Below are 20,414 nucleotides of genomic sequence, written 5' to 3' on the forward strand. Positions count from 1 at the left end.
AGTTATGAACAGTAAATCAACGGGCACTTGGAAAGTAGGAATGTTTGTTTTAATAGGACTATTGGCCTTTACAGCAACCATTTACTTTATTGGAAAACAAAAAAATATGTTTGGTTCTACATTTAGTATTAACTCTCATTTCAAAAATGTGAGTGGATTAGAGATTGGAAACAATGTTCTTTTCTCCGGAATAAATGTGGGTACAGTGAGCGAAATTCAATTAGTAACTGATACTTCAGTAGTGGTGCGATTAATTATTAAAAAGGAAGTACAAAAATTTATTAAAAGCGATGCCGTTGCCAGTATTGGATCAGATGGGTTAATGGGTGACAAAGTCCTTGTTATATCTCCGGGGAATAATTCGAAAAGTATAGTAAAAGATAATGCGACTATCACATCAATTCAGGCAATTGAAATGGACGAAATTATGAGAAGCGTAAAAGTTAGTATGGATAATGCTGCTGTGATCACAAATGAACTTGCTGAATTTACCTATAAAATGAATAATGGTGAAGGTGCTTTATCTAAATTAATGACGGATGAAAAATTTGCAAACAGTCTTACCAAAACAATGACCAATCTCCAAACTGGATCTAAAGGATTAAGTGAGAATATGGAAGCGGCAAAATCTAATTTTTTATTGAAAGGTTATTTTAATAAAAAGAAAAAAGCAGAAGAAAAGAAAATTAAACAAGCCGAAAAAGCAAAGGAAAAGGAATTGAAAGATAAGGAAGACGAGAAAAAGTAAATTAACTTAAAGAATTATCAATCCTACACATTTATTTTAAAAACCATACTATATCAAAGACCTCAATTTTAAAAAATTGAGGTCTTTTTTTTATTCTAAAATCAATAGCTGTCATTATTATAAAATCTTCTTTACAGCTTAATTTATAAAAAACAAGTAAATCATATAACTTCTTCTAAAAGTTATGTAACACATTAAAGCTCAAAACAGCTCACCTTTGTAAAGTACTGAATACACGGTATGCATTAGAATAAAATGAAAATGAAAGATCTAAAAAAGACATGGGGAGAACAAAAGCAGCATCTAAAACTAAAGTTTGCCGCTTTAACTGATACTGAAGTATTATTTCTTGAAGGCAAGGAAGAAGAAATGATGACAAAGCTCCAAATTAAACTTGGCAAAACAAGACAGGAACTGCACCAGATTATTAGCGCACTATAAGAAAGGAACTGTTACAAAATAAGAATATAAATTATTTCTAATTTATTACAGCTCAAGCAAATTAGAACTAGTATTCAAATTATTAGACAGCAATCATCTAACCGTAAATAATACAACATTTATTAAAAGTTATATAAGAACTCCCTTAATTATGTTACCGACATTTGTAAGACAAAAGAATAAATATAAATTAAAAACAATTAAAATGAAAAAAACAAAACAACTTACGTTAGCTACTCTTTTACTAACATGCTTCGCATTTAACGCTTCAAACGCGCAAGACATAAAATCGAATACTCCAGCATTTGGATTCAAAGGTGGACTAAACTTTTCTAATATGTATACTGATAATGTAGATGACAATAATGTACTAACAGGATTTAATGCAGGTTTATACGCTAAATTCCCTATTGCAAATTCTGTTTCCATTCAACCTGAAATCTCGTATACTACTAAAGGTGCTGAACTTACTTACGATAATGCTTTTGCAAATGGAACAGCAACATTCAATACAAACTACATTGAAGTTCCTGTACTTCTAGTTTTTAATGTTACAGAGGCATTTAACGTACATGTTGGACCGTATGCAGCTTATATGGTAAGCGGTAAAACAAAAAACGATTCAAACCTGTTTACTTCAGAAACTCAATTAGACACTGATGACTTCAATAGGTTTGACGCTGGTCTTTCAGGAGGTTTGGGTATTGATTTAGAAACAGTTAACTTTGGAGTACGATACAATTACGGTTTAACAAAAGTATTCAAAGAAGGAAGCTTCGGAGATTCTGATGCTAAAAACAGTGTCTTAAATGTATATGTTGGTCTTAGACTTAACTAAATTTAAAATAAGTTATTCAAATTAAATTATCAATTAACATAAAAAACTAGAAATCATGGGCAATCTTCTTTACACAGTAGCAGTAATTCTAATCATCTTTTGGGCAATCGGATTCTTCGGTTTCGCAGCCGGCGGAATCATTCACATCCTTCTAGTAATTGCAGTAATTGCAGTTATATTAAGATTAATCCAAGGTAGACGATTATAAATCGAGCTAATCAAAAAACATTAATAAATTTCTTAAAAAAATAAATTATGAAAACAGATAAAGTAATACTAGGAGTTTTAGGCGGAATCGCAGCAGGTGCATTAATGGGAATATTATTTGCTCCAGACAAGGGAGAGAAAACCAGAAAAAGAATTAAAGATGCAGGCGGAGATTATGCTGGAGATTTGAAAGGAAAGTTTGACTCTACAGTAGAATCACTTTCAAAAAAATACGACACCCTTAAAGACACTCTTAAACAAGAAGGACAAGGTCTTTACAATGAAGGGAAGTCAAAATTTGACACGGCTAAAAGAGAAGTTGAAAATTTAGATATTAAAAATCTAAATTTATAACAAAAACAATTTTTAGACTTTAAATAGCTTAAAATAAAATTATGAGTAGCAAAGCAACAACAATAGAAATTCTTTTCGAAAAAGTAGAGGATTACACCCGTACAACGGTAGAATTGGCAAAACTAAAAGTTATTGACACTTCTGCAGATGTCCTATCTTCTCTGCTTTCAAGATTAGCAATTGCTATTGTTTTTGCTATGTTTATTCTACTTCTCAACTTTGGTCTTTCCATTTGGCTTGGCGAAGTCCTGGGAAGCATGTATTACGGTTTTTTCATTATGGCCGCTTTGTATTTAATATTATCAATTGTATTATATTCTTATAAAGATAAATGGATAAAAATGCCGATCAGTAATTTTATTATTACCAAAATGCTAAAAAACCAAAAGCATGAATAAAATTAACTCAACAGAAACTTTGGCTCAAATGATCTCGTTACTAGAGCATAAAAAAGCCGTAGAACTACAAGCATTACGTCAACAATATAATGTTGTATATGAAAGTGTAAAACCTCTAAACATAGTAAAAAGTGCTTTAGACAACGTAATAAGTTCCCCAGATTTAAAACACAATATACTAAACACTGTAGTAGGATTAGCTTCTGGCTTTATATCAAAAAAACTACTAGTGGGCTCTACCAAAAACCCATTAAAAACAATACTGGGTACAGTACTTCAATTTGCAGTTACAAACTTTGTTGCAAAGCGCAGCGATATCTAGAAACTATTACTTCTTCGATAAAAATTTAATTTACTTTTTTTTGTAATTTGAAGCCTAATCAAAATGATTTATAATTCAGTATAAATCTATAACCTCATTTACTCCAAAAAAAGAAGACTTTAATATATTTTGTTACTTATTCTATTTCCATCATAGTTTACTTTAAAAACTAAAATCAATATAGCATGTGTGCAAAGTCTAATAAAGAACATTTAATTATTGCCAATGCTAAACTTTTTCTTCAAAATGAAGAAAAGGAAAAAAGTGCTATGGAATTAATCACTGCCAACAAAGAACTTGCCTATCAAAATCAAGAAAAGGAGAATCGAGCTGCTGAACTAATAATTGCCAACAAAGAACTTGCCTATCAGAATCAAGAAAAGGAGAATCGAGCTGCTGAACTAATAATCGCTAACAAAGAACTTCTTTTTCAAAATCAAGAAAAAGAAAAGAGAGCTTCTGAATTAATTATTGCTAATAAAGAACTTGCCTTTCAGAATCAAGAAAAGGAAGACAGAGCTGCTGAGCTAATTATTGCGAACAAAGAACTCCTTTTTCAAAATGAAGAAAAAGAAAAGCGTGCGCGAGAATTATTAAACGCTAACATTGAACTAAAAAGAGCTGAGGAATATCATAAGGAATACATTATAGGAATAGAGAAAATGATATTTATGATCTCTCATAAAGTGAGGCAACCTATCGCCAATATTTTAGGATTAAGTGAAATATTGGATCTTTCAAAAGATTCACACGCAGAGATTGAACAAACTTTAGATTATATAAAAATGTCAGCCTCTTCCCTTAATGTTTTAACTAAGGAACTTAATACAAATATCATCGAACTTCGCCATAAAGCAAAAAAAATCCTTATTTAAATAATTTAAGATCATTCCGCTACATTACTCTACAATACACCACAATACATTACTTCAAGAATTGGAAATTAGTGTCCTCAAACTATTTTCCAAAAAATAAGAACTACCAATTCCTGCAGTCCATTTTATGTTTGAAAATTACCATTTCTTATAAAATTTCCCACACCTCTTATTTCATCAATAGTTGTAAAACTTTTTTCACTCCCATTCCCTAGAATAAGCCAAATAACATACCCTTAACATTTTAAATCTCACAATTAACTGATTTAAAATTACTTACTATAATTCTTAACATTTCAAATAAGTGAATTATACAAGTATCACTTTTAATAGTGTAACCCTTCTTCATGCCAAATAACTAACCTTTGCTTCATAAAATAATTAATCCCCTAAATCCTTATAAAATGAAAACTAAAAAATTACTATCAACCTTTGCAATACTATTTATTGCTTTACTATCAGGTTGTGCCACAGATGATTTTGTAGAAATCGATGGTGTTTGCCCAGAGGTGGTAAGTACTACTCCTTTAAACGGAGCTACTAACATTCCTTTAGATCAATTAATCACAGTAACTTTTAATGAAGAAATGAATCCAGAGACTATCAATCAGTCTTCTTTTACTTTAAACGGTACTTCGCAAGTAGCAGGTGTAATTACATACACAGCTAAAACTGCAACCTTTAAACCGTCTGCTTTACTTGCTCCTAATACCACTTATACTGCTACTATAAAGAGAACGGTAAAAGACCTTATGGGTAACGCTTTACAAACGGAAACAAATTGGACTTTTAGTACTGGATTAACAGTTACTCCAATGGTTGCATCTACTGATCCTGATAATAATGCGACTAACGTCTTTTTAAACAAACTAGTGACTGTGAACTTCAATATGGCAATGAAGGCTTCTACGATCAATGGAACTACATTCACTTTAAAACAAGGAACTAATGCTGTTTCAGGATTGGTAACTTATAGCGGAACAACAGCAATTTTTACTCCAGCAGGACCATTAGCACCAAATACAGTTTACACCGCTACTGTTACAGCAGCTGCAACAAACTTAGACAATGCACCTTTGCCTGGTGACTATGTATTCAAGTTTACAACTGGAGCTATTGTTGCTCCAACAGTAACATCTACTGATCCTTTTAACAATTCGACAGGAATTAGTCTTGACAAAACCATTACAGCTAATTTTAGTATGCTAATGGATGCCGTGACAATCAACGGTAATACTTTTACTTTGAAACAAGGTACAATCATTATACCTGGAGCAGTTACATACTCAGGAACTACTGCATCTTTTAAACCTACAAATGTTTTATTAGAAGGCAAAGTATATACTGCTACAATAACAATTGGAGCCAAAAATGTTGCCGGAGTATCTTTAGCAAATGAGTTTGTATGGAACTTCACAACTTTAGTTACACCTGTAACACCTGTTGTTCCAAATACGTCAAATTTATTCTTCGGAATTTTTGGTGGAAATGCAGGAATAACAAACCAAGGATTAAACACAAGAGTTAATGGTGGAGCAATTGGTACTACTGCAGCTTCTTCTTTAATAACTGGTTTTACTGATACTATGGCATCTCCGTTTGAAGTGTACACCATTACTCCTCTTAATAATGGTTTAGTAAACAGTGGAATTTTTGCTGCACCGCCTGCGCCCGGAAATGCTACAAAAGCAGCCAAAGCGCTAGAAGGATTGAATGCAGCAAGAGATCTGTTCAACAGTATTTCTCCAGCTAATAAGCCAGGTGGTAGCGATCAAGGTTCAGGAGAACTAGGAGCGTTAACTTTAGCACCAGGTACTTACAAATCAGCAAGTGGTACGTATAAAATTACAAATGGTGATCTTACATTAGATGCTCAAGGTGATGCAAACGCAACTTGGTATTTCCAATCAGCATCTTCATTGACTGTAGGTTCTCCAGCAGCAGCTAGAAGTGTTAAATTAATAAATGGTGCAAAAGCAAACAATGTTTTTTGGTATGTAGGTAGCACAGCAGTAATCAACTACGGAGGTGGTGGTGTGATGGTTGGAAATATTATTGCCGAAAATGGTGTGACATTGTCAGCACCTGCAAATAGTACAACATTACCTGGACAGGAAACAGTACTAAACGGAAGAGCAATATCATTAGTTTCTTCAGTTACTATGGTAAATACCATAATCAACGTTCCTACTAATTAAGCAAAAACCCCAAGTTTTACATATCCCGTCTTAGGGCGGGATATATTTAAATAAAACCTAATAATAAAAAAAATGAAATCAGAAACTATTTATACTGAAAAACCATGTACTCCATGGTCTCCTTCTCCACTTGCAATCAAAAGCATCGGAATCGTTGCTTTGGCATGGTTAAGTCTTCAAACAACTGTTCATGCGCAAGAAACTATCGAAGTGAAATATGCAAAACCGTCTTGGTACTTTGGTGCTGCAGCTGGAGCAAACTTTAATTTTTACCGTGGTTCAACACAACAAATGAACGAAAGTTTTAGATCACCAAAAACATTTCATGATGGATTTGGAGCTGGACTTTTTATCGCACCACTCTTAGAATATCGTCCTGCTGATTCAAGATGGGGTGTTATGTTACAAGCGGGTTATGATAGCCGTAAAGGTGAATTTGACCAAGTGCTTACAGCCTGCGACTGTCCTGCTGATTTATCAACTAACTTAAGTTATATTACAGTAGAGCCTAGTTTGCGTTTTGCTCCTTTTAAATCTAATTTTTATGTGTATGGTGGTCCACGTTTGGCTTTCAACTTGGATAAATCATTTACGTACCAATTAGGAGTTAATCCTGCGTTTCCTGAACAAGAAGCTAATGCGGCAGTAAAAGGTGATTTTGATAATATCGAAAAAACAATTATCTCAATGCAAATTGGAGCTGGTTACGATATTCCTTTATCAACAGCTGCAAACAAAACACAATTTGTATTGTCTCCTTTTGTCTCTTTCCAACCTTATTTTGGTCAAAATCCACGTTCAACAGAAACATGGAATAATACCACTGTAAGAGCTGGTATGGCACTTAAATTTGGACAAGGAAAAAACATCCAAGAAGCAACTGATATCAAAGCTGATAAAGAAGTTTCGTTTTCTGTAGATTCTCCTACTAATCTTCCTGGAGAAAGTAGACTTACTGAAATATTTCCTCTTAGAAACTATGTGTATTTTAACACTGGTTCGAATGAAATTTCAAACCGTTATGTTTTATTGAATAAAGATCAGGTAAAAGATTTCAAAGAAGACCAATTGGAAGTTTATGCTCCAAAAAATTTATCAGATCGGTCGAAAAGACAAATGACTGTTTATTATAATATTTTAAACATTCTTGGTGATCGTATGCAGAAAAATCCAAATGCAACAATTACTTTGGTAGGTTCATCAGAGCAAGGACCAGCAGATGGTTTAGCGATGTCAGAATCAATCAAAACATACCTAGTTGATGTATTTGCAATCAATCCGTCAAGAATAAGCACTAAAGGGCAAACAAAACCAAATATTCCTGGGGAACAACCTGGTGCAACATTAGAACTAGAACTTCTTCGTGAAGGGGATCGCAGAGTATCAATTGAAAGTACTTCTCCAGACCTATTGATGGAATTTCAAAGTGGTGCTGACGCGCAGTTGAAACCAGTAAAAATTGTTCCACTTCAAGAAGCTCCTGCTTCTAGTTATGTAACATTCAACAATAAAGGAGCTGGTGAAGCTTTATCTACATGGTCATTACAAATGACGGATGAACAAGGTAAAACACAATCTTTTGGACCTTATACTGAAGAGGAAGTTAGTATTCCTGGAAAAGCGATTTTAGGTAGTCGTGCTGAAGGAGATTTCAAAGTAAAAATGATAGGTCAAACTAAAAGTGGTGCTATTGTAGAACAGGAAGCTCCAGTACACGTAGTACTTTGGACACCAGCTAAAACAGAAGAAGGTCTTAGATATAGCATTATTTACGAATTTAATAAATCAACAGCTATTGCCATCTATGAAAAATATCTAACTGATGTAATCGCGCCAAAAATCCCAGTTGGAGCAACAGTTATTGTTCATGGTCATACTGATGTTATTGGTGGAGAGGATCACAATAGAGATTTATCACTTGCTCGTGCAAACGATGTCAAAAATATTATCCAAGGTGCACTTTCTAAAGCGAACAGAAAAGATGTGAAGTTTGAAATAAATGGATTTGGAGAAGATGAAAACAAAGCTCCTTTTGAAAACAAAACTCCAGAGGAACGTTCTTATAACAGAACTGTTATAATTGATATTGTAGCTGCAAAATAATAAGTGAAGTAAGCAAAAGTTTATTTTTAGAAGTAAGAAAGAGGATAGAAACTGAAAAGTGACTATCCTCTTTTTTTTGTCTAAAATGAATTTCTTATATGCTTTTATGTTAGTTTTGATCAACTCCTCTCCTATTTTAAACACCTAAATCAATAATTATAATTATCTTTATAATAACCACTTAATAGTTACAAAAATGAAAAAATATCAATTATTCACTCCTGAAAAAATGGGCTCTATCGAATTACAAAACAGGATTGTAATGGCACCAATGACCAGATGCAGAGCTCTAAAACACATTCCAACAGATACAATGGTCGACTATTATAAACAGCGATCAAATGCGGGCTTAATTATTACTGAAGGGACTTCGCCATCACCAAACGGACTTGGTTATGCTCGGATTCCAGGTATATTTTCGGAGCAACAAGTACGCCATTGGAAGCAAATAACTACAGCCGTACATGATAACGGAGGAAAGATTATTGTTCAACTCATGCATTCTGGGAGAATAAGCCATCCTTTGAATATGCCCGAAGGAACAGAAATATTTGGCCCTTCGGCTATCAAAGCTGCCGGACAAATGTGGACCGATCAAAAAGAGCTGCAAGATTTTGTGATACCGGAAGAAATGAATTTACAAGATATCATTCATGCAAAAACAGAATATGTTAGTGCCGCACAAAATGCTTTGTTCGCAGGATTTGATGGCGTAGAATTGCATGGAGCCAACGGTTATTTATTGGAAGAATTTCTATCACCTGTAAGTAATATCAGAACCGATAATTATGGGGGTAGTATAGAAAATCGATGCCGATTTGTAATTGAAGTAGTGACTGCCGTGGCTGCGGCTATTGGGAAAGAAAAAACTGGAATTCGCTTATCTCCTTATGGTGTTGCTAGCGATATGCCACATTATCCTGAAATAGACGAAACCTATGATTACCTATCAAAAGAGCTAAATAAAATTGGGATTGCTTATATTCATCTTGTAGATCATTCAGCCATGGGAGCGCCTGCCGTACCATTAGAAATAAAAAAAACAATTCGGAAAAACTTTGAAAATAAAATAATTCTTTGTGGTGGTTTTGTCAAAGAAAGCGCTGAAGCAGCTATTGTTAGTGGACTAGCTGACGCAGTAGCATTTGGAAGACCTTTTATAAATAATCCAGATCTTGTAGAACGGTTTAAGAATGACTGGCCGCTTTCCCAAAATTTAAATGCTGATTTGTTTTATACTGCTGATGAAAAAGGATATACAGATTATCCTGCATATACATTATAAATGTGAATGACTGGAAATACTGGATTCTTATAAAAAGCGTTGACCTATAATCCTAAGTTGAATCATTCAAGAGTTCAAAAGTGCATTTTAAAATAAAACGTTATTAGACTTACAAAACTGTCACATTATTTTCGAATAGAAAACAAAAAAGGTCCAACTGTTAAGTTGGACCTTTTTGTTATAATGAAAAATTTTATTTCTTGTAATACTTTCGATATTTCGGATATGAAATTGCCCCTACTAAGGTTATTGATCCTAATGAATACCAAATCCAATCTAATGAATGTGCTTCACCACTAGCGTAAGAGTGTAATCCTACCAAGTGAAAATTCACTCCATAATAAGTAAACAAAATAGAAATAAAAGCAAACATACTCATCAGGTTAAACACCCATTTTCCGCGCAATGCAGGTACAAAACGAGAGTGAATTACAAACGCATATACCATGATACTGATTAGTGCCCAAGTTTCTTTTGGATCCCATCCCCAGTAACGTCCCCAACTCTCGTTAGCCCATTGTCCTCCAAGGAAGTTTCCAATGGTAAGCATAATTAATCCAATAGTTAAGGCCATCTCGTTGATATAGGTGATTTCCTGAATATTCAAATCCATTTTAGCCTTGTTTTTTTCATTGGTAAAAAAGATCAATAATAAAGAAACAAAACCTAATATCATTCCCAGTGCAAATGGACCATAACTCGCTACAATAACCGCAACGTGGATCATTAACCAATAAGAATTAAGTACCGGCTGTAAATTAGCAATTTCTGGATCAATCCAGTTTTGGTAAGCAGCCCAAAGAATCATAGCCGTTACAAAAGCAGATGAAGCAACAGTAAGTTTTGATTTTATATCGAAAGCCAAACCAAAAAACATGGTTGCCCAAGCAATATATATAATGGATTCATAAGCGTTACTCCATGGAGCATGACCTGAAATATACCATCTAGCGATTAAGCCCAAAGTATGCAAACCAAACAACAATCCTATAATTACATGCATTGTATTTATAGCATAAACTAATACTTTGCGTTCTTTAAATATCGCTAAAATTGTTAAAAATAGCATCACTATAGCCGAAAGAATATACCATAAAATCAGATTTTGAAAAACATCATATTTATTATATAATATCTCTGTAGTTACTTTCTCTTCGGTAGGTAATACCTTACTTCCAAATTTTCTCTGGAAACCGTGAATACTTTCTAGTAAATCATCGGCGTTTTTATAATCAGTCGAGATGGAAGCATTATTTAAAGAGCCAAAATACAATGGCAAGACACTTTTAGTATAAGTAGAATCCATTCCTTTTAATCCCGAATTACCAACTTCTAAAGCCGAAATCCATTTGTGATTTACATCATTAGGAATTGGAAAAATCTTTAAAATTCTTCCACTTAATGCAGATTCCATTAGGTTTACTTTCTTATCCGTTTCAATAAAGTCTTTTTCAAATTGATTCGGATTTGCTGCTTTGTAAGCGTTATCTAAAAATGGAGATAATTTATAATTCCCTTTTTCATCGAAAAATGAAATAAATGGAGCCGTCTTTGCTTTCACATCAACACCTATTATTTTTCGAATACTATCATTTCCACTTCTTAGATGTATTAATGGAATTTCAATCCAAAATTGTGCGTACTGAGACATGGATAAAAATACCTGATCAGAATTCATTCCCTTGTAATCATTAGAATGACTTACTTTTCTCAATAATTCAGAAGAAAAAGTGTTAATAGGTTTCATTCTACCACCAGCATCTTGAATAATAAGTCTCCCAAATTTTGCAGCATGTTCTTTAGAAACTTTAAACTTACTTAGTAAGGAATCTATCTGTGTTTCTGTTGGAGCAATTCTAGTATGCATACCGTTTTCGGCATGATCGGCATGATCTCCGTTTGCATCGTGCTCATGATTGTGTGTTTGAGCAAAACCACTCATACTGATCATCAAAACCAAAATTGTAATCAATTTTGATTTTTTATTTTTCACTACATCTAATTTTCGTTTCAAATCAGCAAAACGAGAATGCTTAGTAAACATAATCGCCATCATGGCAAAATATAATAGGAAGTACCCAATGTAAGTAATAAGTGATCCCCAGTAATCATGATTTACAGATAGTACGGTACCCTTTTCATCTGGATCAAATGAAGATTGAAAGAATCTATATCCTTTATGATCTAAAATATTGTTCATATAAATTCTGGCATCAAATGGTTTCTCGTCTTCAACTGTTACTTTACTCTCAAATGAAGAGTAGCTTTTCTCAGTACCCGGGTATCGCTCAGCGATAAAATCATTCAGTTTAATCTTAAATGGTAAAACGTAAGCTTTGCTTCCGTAGAAAAAAGTATAATCCATTTTTCCTATTTTAATCGTTTTAGGCTCCCCTATTCGACCTTTAGAACCTAAAATCGTTACTTCTTTTTCTTCTCCATCGGCGGTTAATTTTAACACTAAGGCATCTTCGTGGGTTTTCGCTTTAAAATCATTTTCAGATTCATAAGCAATCACACCTTTCACAGCCGGATCAGGAAAAACAAATCGCATTTCTCCAATACTGTAAAGCGATCTCATCATCAAAGGTTGTACGTTATCTTTAGTCACGGCTCCTTCTAACTTGTCAGCCATACGCATAAAATTTCCTTCAAATGGTGTTTTAATTGTGTATGAATCTCCAGTGGTGTTAATATTAATCGCACCCTCAGTTGGCACATTCAAAGCAAATAAAACATTGTGAATGTTTTGAACTTCGCCTTCTACTAGAAAATGTTCATGACGTTCACCTTCACCCGCTTCAACAATTTTTAAATGCAAAACCCCTTTAGGATCAGCCTTTACATATTCTTTAGCGCCCATGATAAAGTTTTCATACTCCACTTTAAAAGGTGTGTCAGCAAACTTCTCTGAGATAGAAAAATTATTATTGGTAACTGGCGAAAGCAACAAAGGTTTTTCAAAAACCCTGCGTTTCATTTCCCCTTGATATTCTCCGTCTACAAAAACGGTAAGGAATGTTTTGTCTGAGTAAAACTGATTTTCAGCAGCTCCTTCACGAATAGGCATCATTCCTTCATAACTAATATATCGGGTTACAAAAGCACCTAAAAGGATGAATACAAACGACAAATGCAGTATTAAAGTAGCCCATTTTTCTTTTTTCAATAATTGGTAACGTTTAATATTCCCAATAAAATTGATTAAGAAAAACGCCATTATCGCTTCAAACCACCAGGCATTATAAACTAAAATTCGGGCTGTATCTGTATTGTACTTACTTTCGATGAAAGTTCCTACCCCCATGGCTATTGAAAAAGAAAGAAAAAGCACTGCCATTAATCGTGTAGAAAATAAAAAGGAGTATAATTTTTTATCCATTTGTAAGGAATTACGTTTTATAAAAGTGCGACAAAAGTACTCAAAATTGTTGACTTCCTTCCTGCATCAATTGTTAATTAAATCCAAAATTAAAGCTTCAAATACAGTTATAATGCCATTTATTTTACAGCAGTTCCACTATCCGTTAAAAAAACTATTTTACTTTGTCTCTAAACGGAAATTTTCAGGAAGCTGACTGGATTTAGATGTTTTAGGACGTTAAAGTAGTAGCCTGTTCCACCCCTCGCCTAAAACCAATTAAAAACATTTTCGGATAGCAAGAATATTTACATCAAAAAGAAATCTTCAATGTAGAAATTCTCATTTCAATTCGAAAAGCCAAAAAGTCATTTCTTTACAATTTTAAATAGATACTATACTAAACCCTATTTCACAATACGTTACGAGGTGTTTTCCCCAACAATCTTCTATCCCTTTATTTCCCGCGCTACTTCATTTTTTTTGTTAATTTTGCCAAATGGTTAAAGTTATTATTATAGGCTCCGGAAATGTAGCACAACATTTAATTGCCGCTTTTCAAAACTCCAAAAATTCTGGAGATGACATTGAATTAGTCCAAGTATTTTCAAGAAAAAAGAGTACGCTGGTAAACGTGCTAGATCCTGATCTCATCACGACGGATATAGCTGTTTTATTGGAGGCCGATTTGTATATTATCGCCGTCTCAGATGACGCTATCGGCACTGTTGCCGCACAATTGACTTTTAAAAACCGATTGGTAGTACATACTTCAGGCAGTGTAGGACTGGATGTTTTAGACGACAACAATCGAAGAGGTGTTTTCTACCCACTACAAACCTTTACTAAAAATAAAGCAGTCGATTTTAAGACAATTCCTATTTGCCTGGAAAGCGATAACTCGACTGATTTTCAATTATTAGAGAAAGTAGCCAAAGTGATTTCTGACAAAGTATTTGCGATCAACTCTGATCAACGAAAAGCATTGCACGTAGCAGCAGTTTTCGTAAATAACTTTACCAATCATTTGTACCAAATAGGCAACGAAATTTGTCAGGAAAACCAAGTTCCTTTCGATATTTTGAAACCTCTCATTATGGAAACGGCACAAAAAATAATGACAATTTCGCCAGAAGAAGCGCAGACAGGGCCAGCAAAGCGAAATGATATATCTACAATTGAAGCACATCAATTGTTTTTAACAGACAAGAATCAATCAACTATTTATAAAATCATAACACAATCTATACAAGATAATGGCAAAAAGTTATAAAGAAATAATGAACGACATCACCACTTTTATTTTTGATGTGGATGGCGTACTTACAGACAGCTCCGTATTTGTAACCACAGATGGAGAAATTCTTAGAACAATGAATATTCGCGATGGCTATGCTATGAAAGCGGCTGTAGAAAGCGGCTACAATGTATGCGTTATTTCGGGTGGAAGTAATGAAGGAGTTCGTGTACGCTTGAGAAACCTTGGAATAACTGATATTCATTTGGGAACACCAGAGAAGGTAGAAACTTTTAAGGAATACACCGAGTTGTATAATATCAATCCAGAGCAAGTTTTATATATGGGCGATGATATTCCTGATTATCATGTGATGAAATTAGTAGGTTTGCCAACTTGTCCACAGGACGCTAGCCCAGAAATAAAGGGGATTTCAGCCTATATTTCCCATGTAAATGGTGGAAAAGGTGCTGCACGTGACGTGATCGAACAAGTAATGAAGGTACAAGGAAAATGGATGTCCTATTTTGATGGGAAACTGGATTAGTTTCTTTTGAGATTCAGATGCTGGAAAAGCATATGTAAAATTAGGGAAGTACACAAAACTGAATACCGAATGCCGATCACTGAATACTGAATAAATGAAATACCTAAAACTCATTCGATATAAAAACCTATTGCTGCTTGCTTTTATGCAGTTCATTTTTAGATACGGATTTTTGGAATTGCAAAATATTCCTTTGGCGTTAAGCGATTGGCAATACGGATTATTAGTACTTAGCACCGTTTTAATCGCGGCAGCTGGTTATGTTATTAATAATATTTTTGATCAAGATACAGATTTAGAAAATAAACCTGAGGATGTAATTATTGGTAAACATATTTCTGAAGCCAGCGCTTATAACATTTATGCAGCTCTAAATATAAGCGGAGTCGCCATAGGTTTTTATTTATCTAATGTAATTGTAAAACCTTCTTTTGCTGCTATTTTTATTTTGATCGCTGCTAGCCTTTATATCTATGCAACGAGTTTAAAGCAAATAATGATATTGGGCAATGTAATTGTCGCGCTTTTGCTTTCTTTAAGCGTGGTAATCATCGGTATTTTCGATTTGTATCCTGTAGTTGACGCTAGAAACCAAGCTTTAATGGCTAATCTGTTTTCTGTGCTTTTAGATTATGCCGTTTTTGCTTTTATTATTAATTTTATTCGCGAGATAGTTAAAGATTTAGAGGACATTAGCGGAGATACGAACCAAGGCATGAAAACTCTTGCTATAGTTTTAGGCGTCGAAAAAACTGCAAAATTAGTTTTCGCATTAGGAATTCTGTCAATAATTACGCTCTTTGTTTACACTAACAACTATTTTATAGCCAATGATTTACTTATTGCTACCCTTTACACCTATCTTTTTGTTTTGGCTCCGCTCCTACTTTTTACCATAAAAATTTGGACAGCAAAATCAAAAGAAGAATTTCGCATCTTGAGTACCCTACTGAAATGGATTTTGTTTTTCGGAATTGTATCCATACTAATTATTACCTTAAATATAAAATACAATGCTTAGAGATAAATTGAAACAATACAAGCTGATACTAGCATCTGGATCACCTAGAAGACAACAATTTTTTAAAGATTTAGAATTAGATTTCGAAATTCGATTAAAAGAAGTTGAAGAAATATATCCGCCAAATTTAAAAAGAGAAGAAATAACAAATTTTTTGGCTGAACTGAAAGCCGGTGCTTTTGAAGGTGGCTTGCAGGAAAATGAAATTCTTATAACTAGTGATACCATTGTTTGGCATAATAATAAAGCATTAGGTAAACCAACGGATAAACAGGACGCGTTTGCTATTTTAAAATCACTATCAAATGCTACACACGAAGTAATCACCTCTGTTTGCTTTAAAACTAATTCTAAAACCCATTTGCTACATGAAGTAACAAAAGTTTCTTTCAACGAACTCAGTGATGAGGCTATTAGTTACTATATTGACAACTACAAGCCTTTTGATAAAGCAGGAGCTTATGGCATTCAGGAATGGATTGGCTTTATTGGTGTTTCAAAAATTGAAGGTTCTTATGCTAATGTAATGGGAATACCTGTTGACAAGGTGTACGAATATCTGAGTAATTTACCTTAAAACAGAAAAATATGTCCCTTATCAATGAATATACAAAAGAGCTAATTGCAACCGGGATCCTACTTTTACTAGTTTTTGCGTTGCGATTAATCACATCAAGCCTAGTACGCCGATTTGCAAAGTCAACTCATATTGTCGAACATCGAACAAATTTAGTTGTAAAATACCTACATCTTTTAATCAATATTTTAGCCGTAATCGCTTTAATATTGATTTGGGGAGTTCAACCAAAGGATATTATTATCGCTATTTCCTCTGTCACAACGGTTGTAGGTGTTGCCATGTTTGCGCAATGGTCTATATTAAGTAATATTACTTCGGGTATTATTTTATTCTTTTCGTTTCCATTTAAAATTGGAGATGTAATCCAAATTCATGATAAAGATTTTCCAATAATAGCCGAAATTGAAGATATTGCCGCTTTCCATGTATCTCTAAAAACCAAAGAAGGAGAAAGAATTATCTACCCAAACAACTTACTTTTCCAGAAAGGCATCTCAATCATGAAACATCATTTTGACGATAAAGAGTATGTCGATTAGTTTAATTCATAAAAAGTTGAATTTTCCTTTATATATATTCTAAATTTATAGTTTTCAGGTAGCAATTATATAACAAAAAATAAAAAACATATAACGCATCACTATTAATAAAACACCAAATTTGTCTGTAGCCAATTGCCAAAGCAACTGTAGTATCTATAATTATTAAATAGTATGAATACCGTAATAAAACTTCCCTTTTATATTAGACTTACTTTCACATTAGTAAGTATGATTGCCATCACGTATATTATATACATGGGCAAAGATGTTTTAGCTCCCGTACTACTAGCTTTTCTGTTTGCTGTTTTATTGTTACCTATGGTTCATTTTTTAACTAATAAATTACGCTTCCCACATGTACTTTCAGTTTCCATAACCGTATTGTTTTTTGTTTCCTTAGTCGTTGCAATACTGGCGTTTATATCGTACCAAATAGGTGATATCGCAAACGAATTTTCTGATATTAAGAAAAATGTTGATTTATTTATTACAGATATCCAAAGATATATAAGAACCCAATTTAATGTAAGCATCTGGGAACAGAGAAAATACTTAGAAGACGTAACCCAGGATTCTGTAAAAAAGGGAAAAGAAACTATTGGAACTACCTTAATGTCCGTTACTAACGCACTATTAGACTTAACTTTAATTCCCATTTACACCTTTCTAATACTTTTATATAGAACCCACTTCATTGTGTTCTTAGCCAAGTTATTTAAAAAAGAGCATCACCCAAAATTGCGAGAAATATTAACTCAAATAAAAGGATCTATAAATAGTTATATTTCTGGCTTAATTATAGAGATGATTATCGTTTCTGTTCTAACAAGTATTGGACTCTATTTAATAGATGCCCCATACTATATATTATTAGGAATCTTAACAGGAATTCTTAATCTAATTCCGTATATCGGGATTTTAATTGCCGGAGTTTTGACAATTCTATCGTCCTTAACTGGAACCCCTGAACTATCGATGATTCTGGGGGTTATAGGAGTAAATGTAGTAGTTCAGATAATTGATAATAATATCCTTGTCCCCCTAATAATAAATACAAAAGTTCAGATCAACGCTTTTGTTTCTATTATCGGAATTATAATAGGCGGTGGAATCGCTGGGTTATCTGGAATGTTCTTAGCCATACCGTTACTAGCCATCCTTAAAATAATTTTTGATAGGATTGATACTTTAGAACCTTGGGGGTATTTAATGGGCGATCATCTACCCAAAGGTTTTATTTGGAAAAAAAAACAACCATTAACACCCAAAAATTATTCTACCGCAGGTCAGGTCGAAATTACAATGACTGAAACAGTAAAAACTGATGATATTGTTGCTACACCTTTTAGGGAGTCTAATTCAAACTAAAGCTTAATCACCGTTTTTTTGACAAATTCAAATTGGCATAAAACTTCAAAACACTACTGCAGTAAACTTGAAAAACTGTTTTTATTATTCTTGATTTCAAATATTTTTAAATGTATTTACAACAAAAAATAGGACTCTTGCTGTTGATGCTTTTCTGCTATCAGCTTTCTTTTTCGCAAATAAAAAAAACGGAGAAAGACAGTATTGACGTATATAAAAACATTCAAGAATATTCTAAAAAAAATAAAATCACTAAGTTTTTACACAAAGCTATTTTCAAATCTATAAGTCCGAAAAGAAAAATACAAGAAGTTAAAAGACAAAAGACTGCAGCTATCGAAGGTAAAATTATTCGAAACATTACTATAATAACATTAGATCCTTTTGGGTATTCAGTCACTGACACTCTTGCAAATCCAAAAAATTGGGCCGAAAGAACTGGAAATAGATTGCACTTAAAATCTAAAAACCTAGCCATAACAAATCTATTACTTTTCAAAAAAAACACTCCCTATAATGATTTATTAATATCAGAATCGGAACGTATTATTAGATCCCAAAAGTTTGTTAGTAGAGTAGTAATTGGAGTCACACCTCCTGCAGCAAAATCGGATTCTGTAGATGTTTTTATTCGTGTATTAGACTCTTGGAGTACTATTCCAAAATTTTCAATTTCTGGCACAAGAACGTCATTGGGCTTGAATGAAAGGAATTTTTTTGGTCTTGGTCATCAATTAGATTATAGAATCACACATCGAACCAGCGATGGAGAAAATGCTAACAATTTAGCTTACACTGTTCCGAATATTCGAAATAGTTTCGTTAAAACTGTATTTAAATATCAAAATGATTTAGACAACTATTATGCAAAAGGTATTGCGATAGAACGTCCTTTCTATTCTCCTTTGGCAAAATGGGCAGGCGGTATATCGCTAGATCAGCAATTTCGAAAAGACACCTTGCAAGGTCTTGATCTAACTTATCAAGAACAAAATTTTAAATTTAGTTCATATGATTTTTGGGCTGGAAAAGCATTTCATATTTTTAAAGGAAATACTGATAATGACCGAACCACGAATCTAATCTTTTCTGGACGATTTTTAGATATCAATTATCTAGAAACTCCAAGTCTTGAATATGACCCCATCAATTTCTATTCTAGAGAACAATTTATTTTATCGGGAATTGGTATAAATACGCGACAATTTATACAAGATAAATACATTTTTAGAAACGGAGAGATTGAAGATGTTCCCGTGGGAACTATTTACGGCCTAACTTTCGGGTATCAAAATAAAAATTCTCAATGGAGGCCTTATTTAGGAGCGCAACTGTCTTTTGGAAATTATCATAAATGGGGATTTTTAAGTACTAATTTTGAGGTTGGTACTTTCTTTAATAACTCAAAAACGGAGCAAGCCGCGATTTCCTTTCAAGCAAATTATTTTACGAACTTAATGCAGCTGGGAAATTGGAAATTAAGACAGTTTATCAAGCCCCAAGTAGTCATTGGAACTCATCGTCAAAATTCAAATGGTGATCGATTGACCATTAATGAAAATTATGGAATTCAAGGATTCAACAGTGCAGTTTATGGAACTCGTAAAATGTTACTGACTGTTCAAACTCAAGGTTATGCACCCAAAGATATTTGGGGTTTTAGACTAAATCCCTATTTTAACTACTCAATAGCCTTACTCGAAAATAAAGTCAACGGAGTAAATTCAAGTAAGTTTTACTCTAAAATTGGAATTGGAGTAATTATAAATAATGATTATTTAGTCTTTAAGTCATTCCAACTATCCCTTTCTTATTATCCTACAATTCCTTCTCAGGGAAATAATATTTTTAGTACGAATGCATTTGAAACCTCCGATATTGGCCTACAAACTTATGAATTAGCCAAGCCCCGACCAGTGATATATAAATAAGTTCGACCGATTAAACAGCGAACAACCTGTTTATACACTGGATAACAACAACTTATAT

General features: G+C 33.4%; 19 protein-coding genes. 18 read left to right on the forward strand and 1 reads right to left on the reverse strand.

The window, feature by feature from the left end; translation table 11 throughout:
* Positions 1-4: 4 nt before the first annotated feature.
* From FQU23_RS15080 to FQU23_RS15130, 11 genes are all read left to right on the forward strand, one after another.
* A complete protein-coding gene (locus FQU23_RS15080; protein WP_147674566.1) occupies positions 5-748 on the forward strand; it encodes an MlaD family protein in 744 nt (247 codons plus the stop codon).
* A gap of 261 nt (positions 749-1,009) precedes the next feature.
* A complete protein-coding gene (locus tag FQU23_RS15085) occupies positions 1,010-1,189 on the forward strand; it encodes a hypothetical protein (RefSeq protein ID WP_317165210.1) in 180 nt (59 codons plus the stop codon).
* 205 nt (positions 1,190-1,394) lie between these two features.
* Positions 1,395-2,027: a porin family protein gene (locus FQU23_RS15090; RefSeq protein WP_147674568.1), complete on the forward strand. Its 633-nt coding sequence runs from the start codon at positions 1,395-1,397 to the stop codon at positions 2,025-2,027.
* A gap of 55 nt (positions 2,028-2,082) precedes the next feature.
* Positions 2,083-2,235, forward strand: coding sequence for a lmo0937 family membrane protein (locus FQU23_RS15095; protein ID WP_147674569.1), 153 nt, complete (start codon positions 2,083-2,085; stop codon positions 2,233-2,235).
* Positions 2,236-2,282: 47 nt separating this feature from the next.
* The gene (locus FQU23_RS15100) at positions 2,283-2,588 is read left to right on the forward strand and encodes a YtxH domain-containing protein (RefSeq protein WP_147674570.1); all 306 of its coding nucleotides are present in this window, start codon (positions 2,283-2,285) and stop codon (positions 2,586-2,588) included.
* A gap of 41 nt (positions 2,589-2,629) precedes the next feature.
* On the forward strand, positions 2,630-2,986 hold the full coding sequence (locus FQU23_RS15105) for a hypothetical protein (protein ID WP_147674571.1): 357 nt from the start codon (positions 2,630-2,632) through the stop codon (positions 2,984-2,986).
* Positions 2,979-3,308 carry a hypothetical protein gene (locus tag FQU23_RS15110; protein WP_147674572.1) on the forward strand — a complete coding sequence of 110 codons (330 nt, stop codon included), beginning with the start codon at positions 2,979-2,981 and terminating at the stop codon, positions 3,306-3,308. The genes FQU23_RS15105 and FQU23_RS15110 overlap by 8 nt, the downstream gene beginning before the upstream one ends.
* Positions 3,309-3,493: 185 nt before the next feature.
* Positions 3,494-4,183, forward strand: coding sequence for a HAMP domain-containing histidine kinase (locus FQU23_RS16115; RefSeq protein WP_209282355.1), 690 nt, complete (start codon positions 3,494-3,496; stop codon positions 4,181-4,183).
* 404 nt (positions 4,184-4,587) lie between these two features.
* Positions 4,588-6,381: an Ig-like domain-containing protein gene (locus FQU23_RS15120; protein ID WP_147674573.1), complete on the forward strand. Its 1,794-nt coding sequence runs from the start codon at positions 4,588-4,590 to the stop codon at positions 6,379-6,381.
* A 72-nt stretch (positions 6,382-6,453) separates the two neighbouring features.
* A complete protein-coding gene (locus tag FQU23_RS15125; protein ID WP_147674574.1) occupies positions 6,454-8,484 on the forward strand; it encodes an OmpA family protein in 2,031 nt (676 codons plus the stop codon).
* A 196-nt stretch (positions 8,485-8,680) separates the two neighbouring features.
* On the forward strand, positions 8,681-9,769 hold the full coding sequence (locus tag FQU23_RS15130) for an alkene reductase (RefSeq protein WP_147674575.1): 1,089 nt from the start codon (positions 8,681-8,683) through the stop codon (positions 9,767-9,769).
* 193 nt (positions 9,770-9,962) lie between these two features.
* On the opposite strand, the gene ccsA is transcribed toward FQU23_RS15130, so the two are convergent.
* Positions 9,963-13,151, reverse strand: coding sequence for a cytochrome c biogenesis protein CcsA (gene ccsA / locus FQU23_RS15135; protein ID WP_147674576.1), 3,189 nt, complete (start codon positions 13,149-13,151; stop codon positions 9,963-9,965).
* A 478-nt stretch (positions 13,152-13,629) separates the two neighbouring features.
* Here ccsA and FQU23_RS15140 point away from each other — a divergent pair, with 478 nt between their 5' ends.
* From FQU23_RS15140 to FQU23_RS15170, 7 genes are all read left to right on the forward strand, one after another.
* Positions 13,630-14,403 (forward strand): Rossmann-like and DUF2520 domain-containing protein, encoded by a 774-nt coding sequence (locus tag FQU23_RS15140; protein WP_147674577.1) that lies wholly within the window; start codon positions 13,630-13,632, stop codon positions 14,401-14,403.
* The gene (locus FQU23_RS15145) at positions 14,387-14,914 is read left to right on the forward strand and encodes a KdsC family phosphatase (protein WP_147674578.1); all 528 of its coding nucleotides are present in this window, start codon (positions 14,387-14,389) and stop codon (positions 14,912-14,914) included. The genes FQU23_RS15140 and FQU23_RS15145 overlap by 17 nt, the downstream gene beginning before the upstream one ends.
* Positions 14,915-15,008: 94 nt before the next feature.
* Positions 15,009-15,935: a geranylgeranylglycerol-phosphate geranylgeranyltransferase gene (locus FQU23_RS15150; RefSeq protein WP_147674579.1), complete on the forward strand. Its 927-nt coding sequence runs from the start codon at positions 15,009-15,011 to the stop codon at positions 15,933-15,935.
* Positions 15,928-16,512: a Maf-like protein gene (locus FQU23_RS15155; RefSeq protein ID WP_147674580.1), complete on the forward strand. Its 585-nt coding sequence runs from the start codon at positions 15,928-15,930 to the stop codon at positions 16,510-16,512. The genes FQU23_RS15150 and FQU23_RS15155 overlap by 8 nt, the downstream gene beginning before the upstream one ends.
* Before the next feature lie 11 nt (positions 16,513-16,523).
* Positions 16,524-17,054 (forward strand): mechanosensitive ion channel domain-containing protein, encoded by a 531-nt coding sequence (locus FQU23_RS15160; RefSeq protein ID WP_147674581.1) that lies wholly within the window; start codon positions 16,524-16,526, stop codon positions 17,052-17,054.
* Between the two features lie 174 nt (positions 17,055-17,228).
* Complete coding sequence (locus FQU23_RS15165) at positions 17,229-18,425, forward strand: AI-2E family transporter (RefSeq protein ID WP_147674582.1); 1,197 nt, start codon at positions 17,229-17,231, stop codon at positions 18,423-18,425.
* Positions 18,426-18,535: 110 nt separating this feature from the next.
* Entirely contained in the window at positions 18,536-20,356 is a 1,821-nt protein-coding gene (locus FQU23_RS15170; protein ID WP_147674583.1) for a hypothetical protein, read from the forward strand.
* The last annotated feature ends 58 nt before the right edge of the window (positions 20,357-20,414 follow it).

The organism is Flavobacterium sp. XN-5 (assembly GCF_008033395.2).
Taxonomy (GTDB): Bacteria; Bacteroidota; Bacteroidia; order Flavobacteriales; family Flavobacteriaceae; genus Flavobacterium; species Flavobacterium hiemivividum.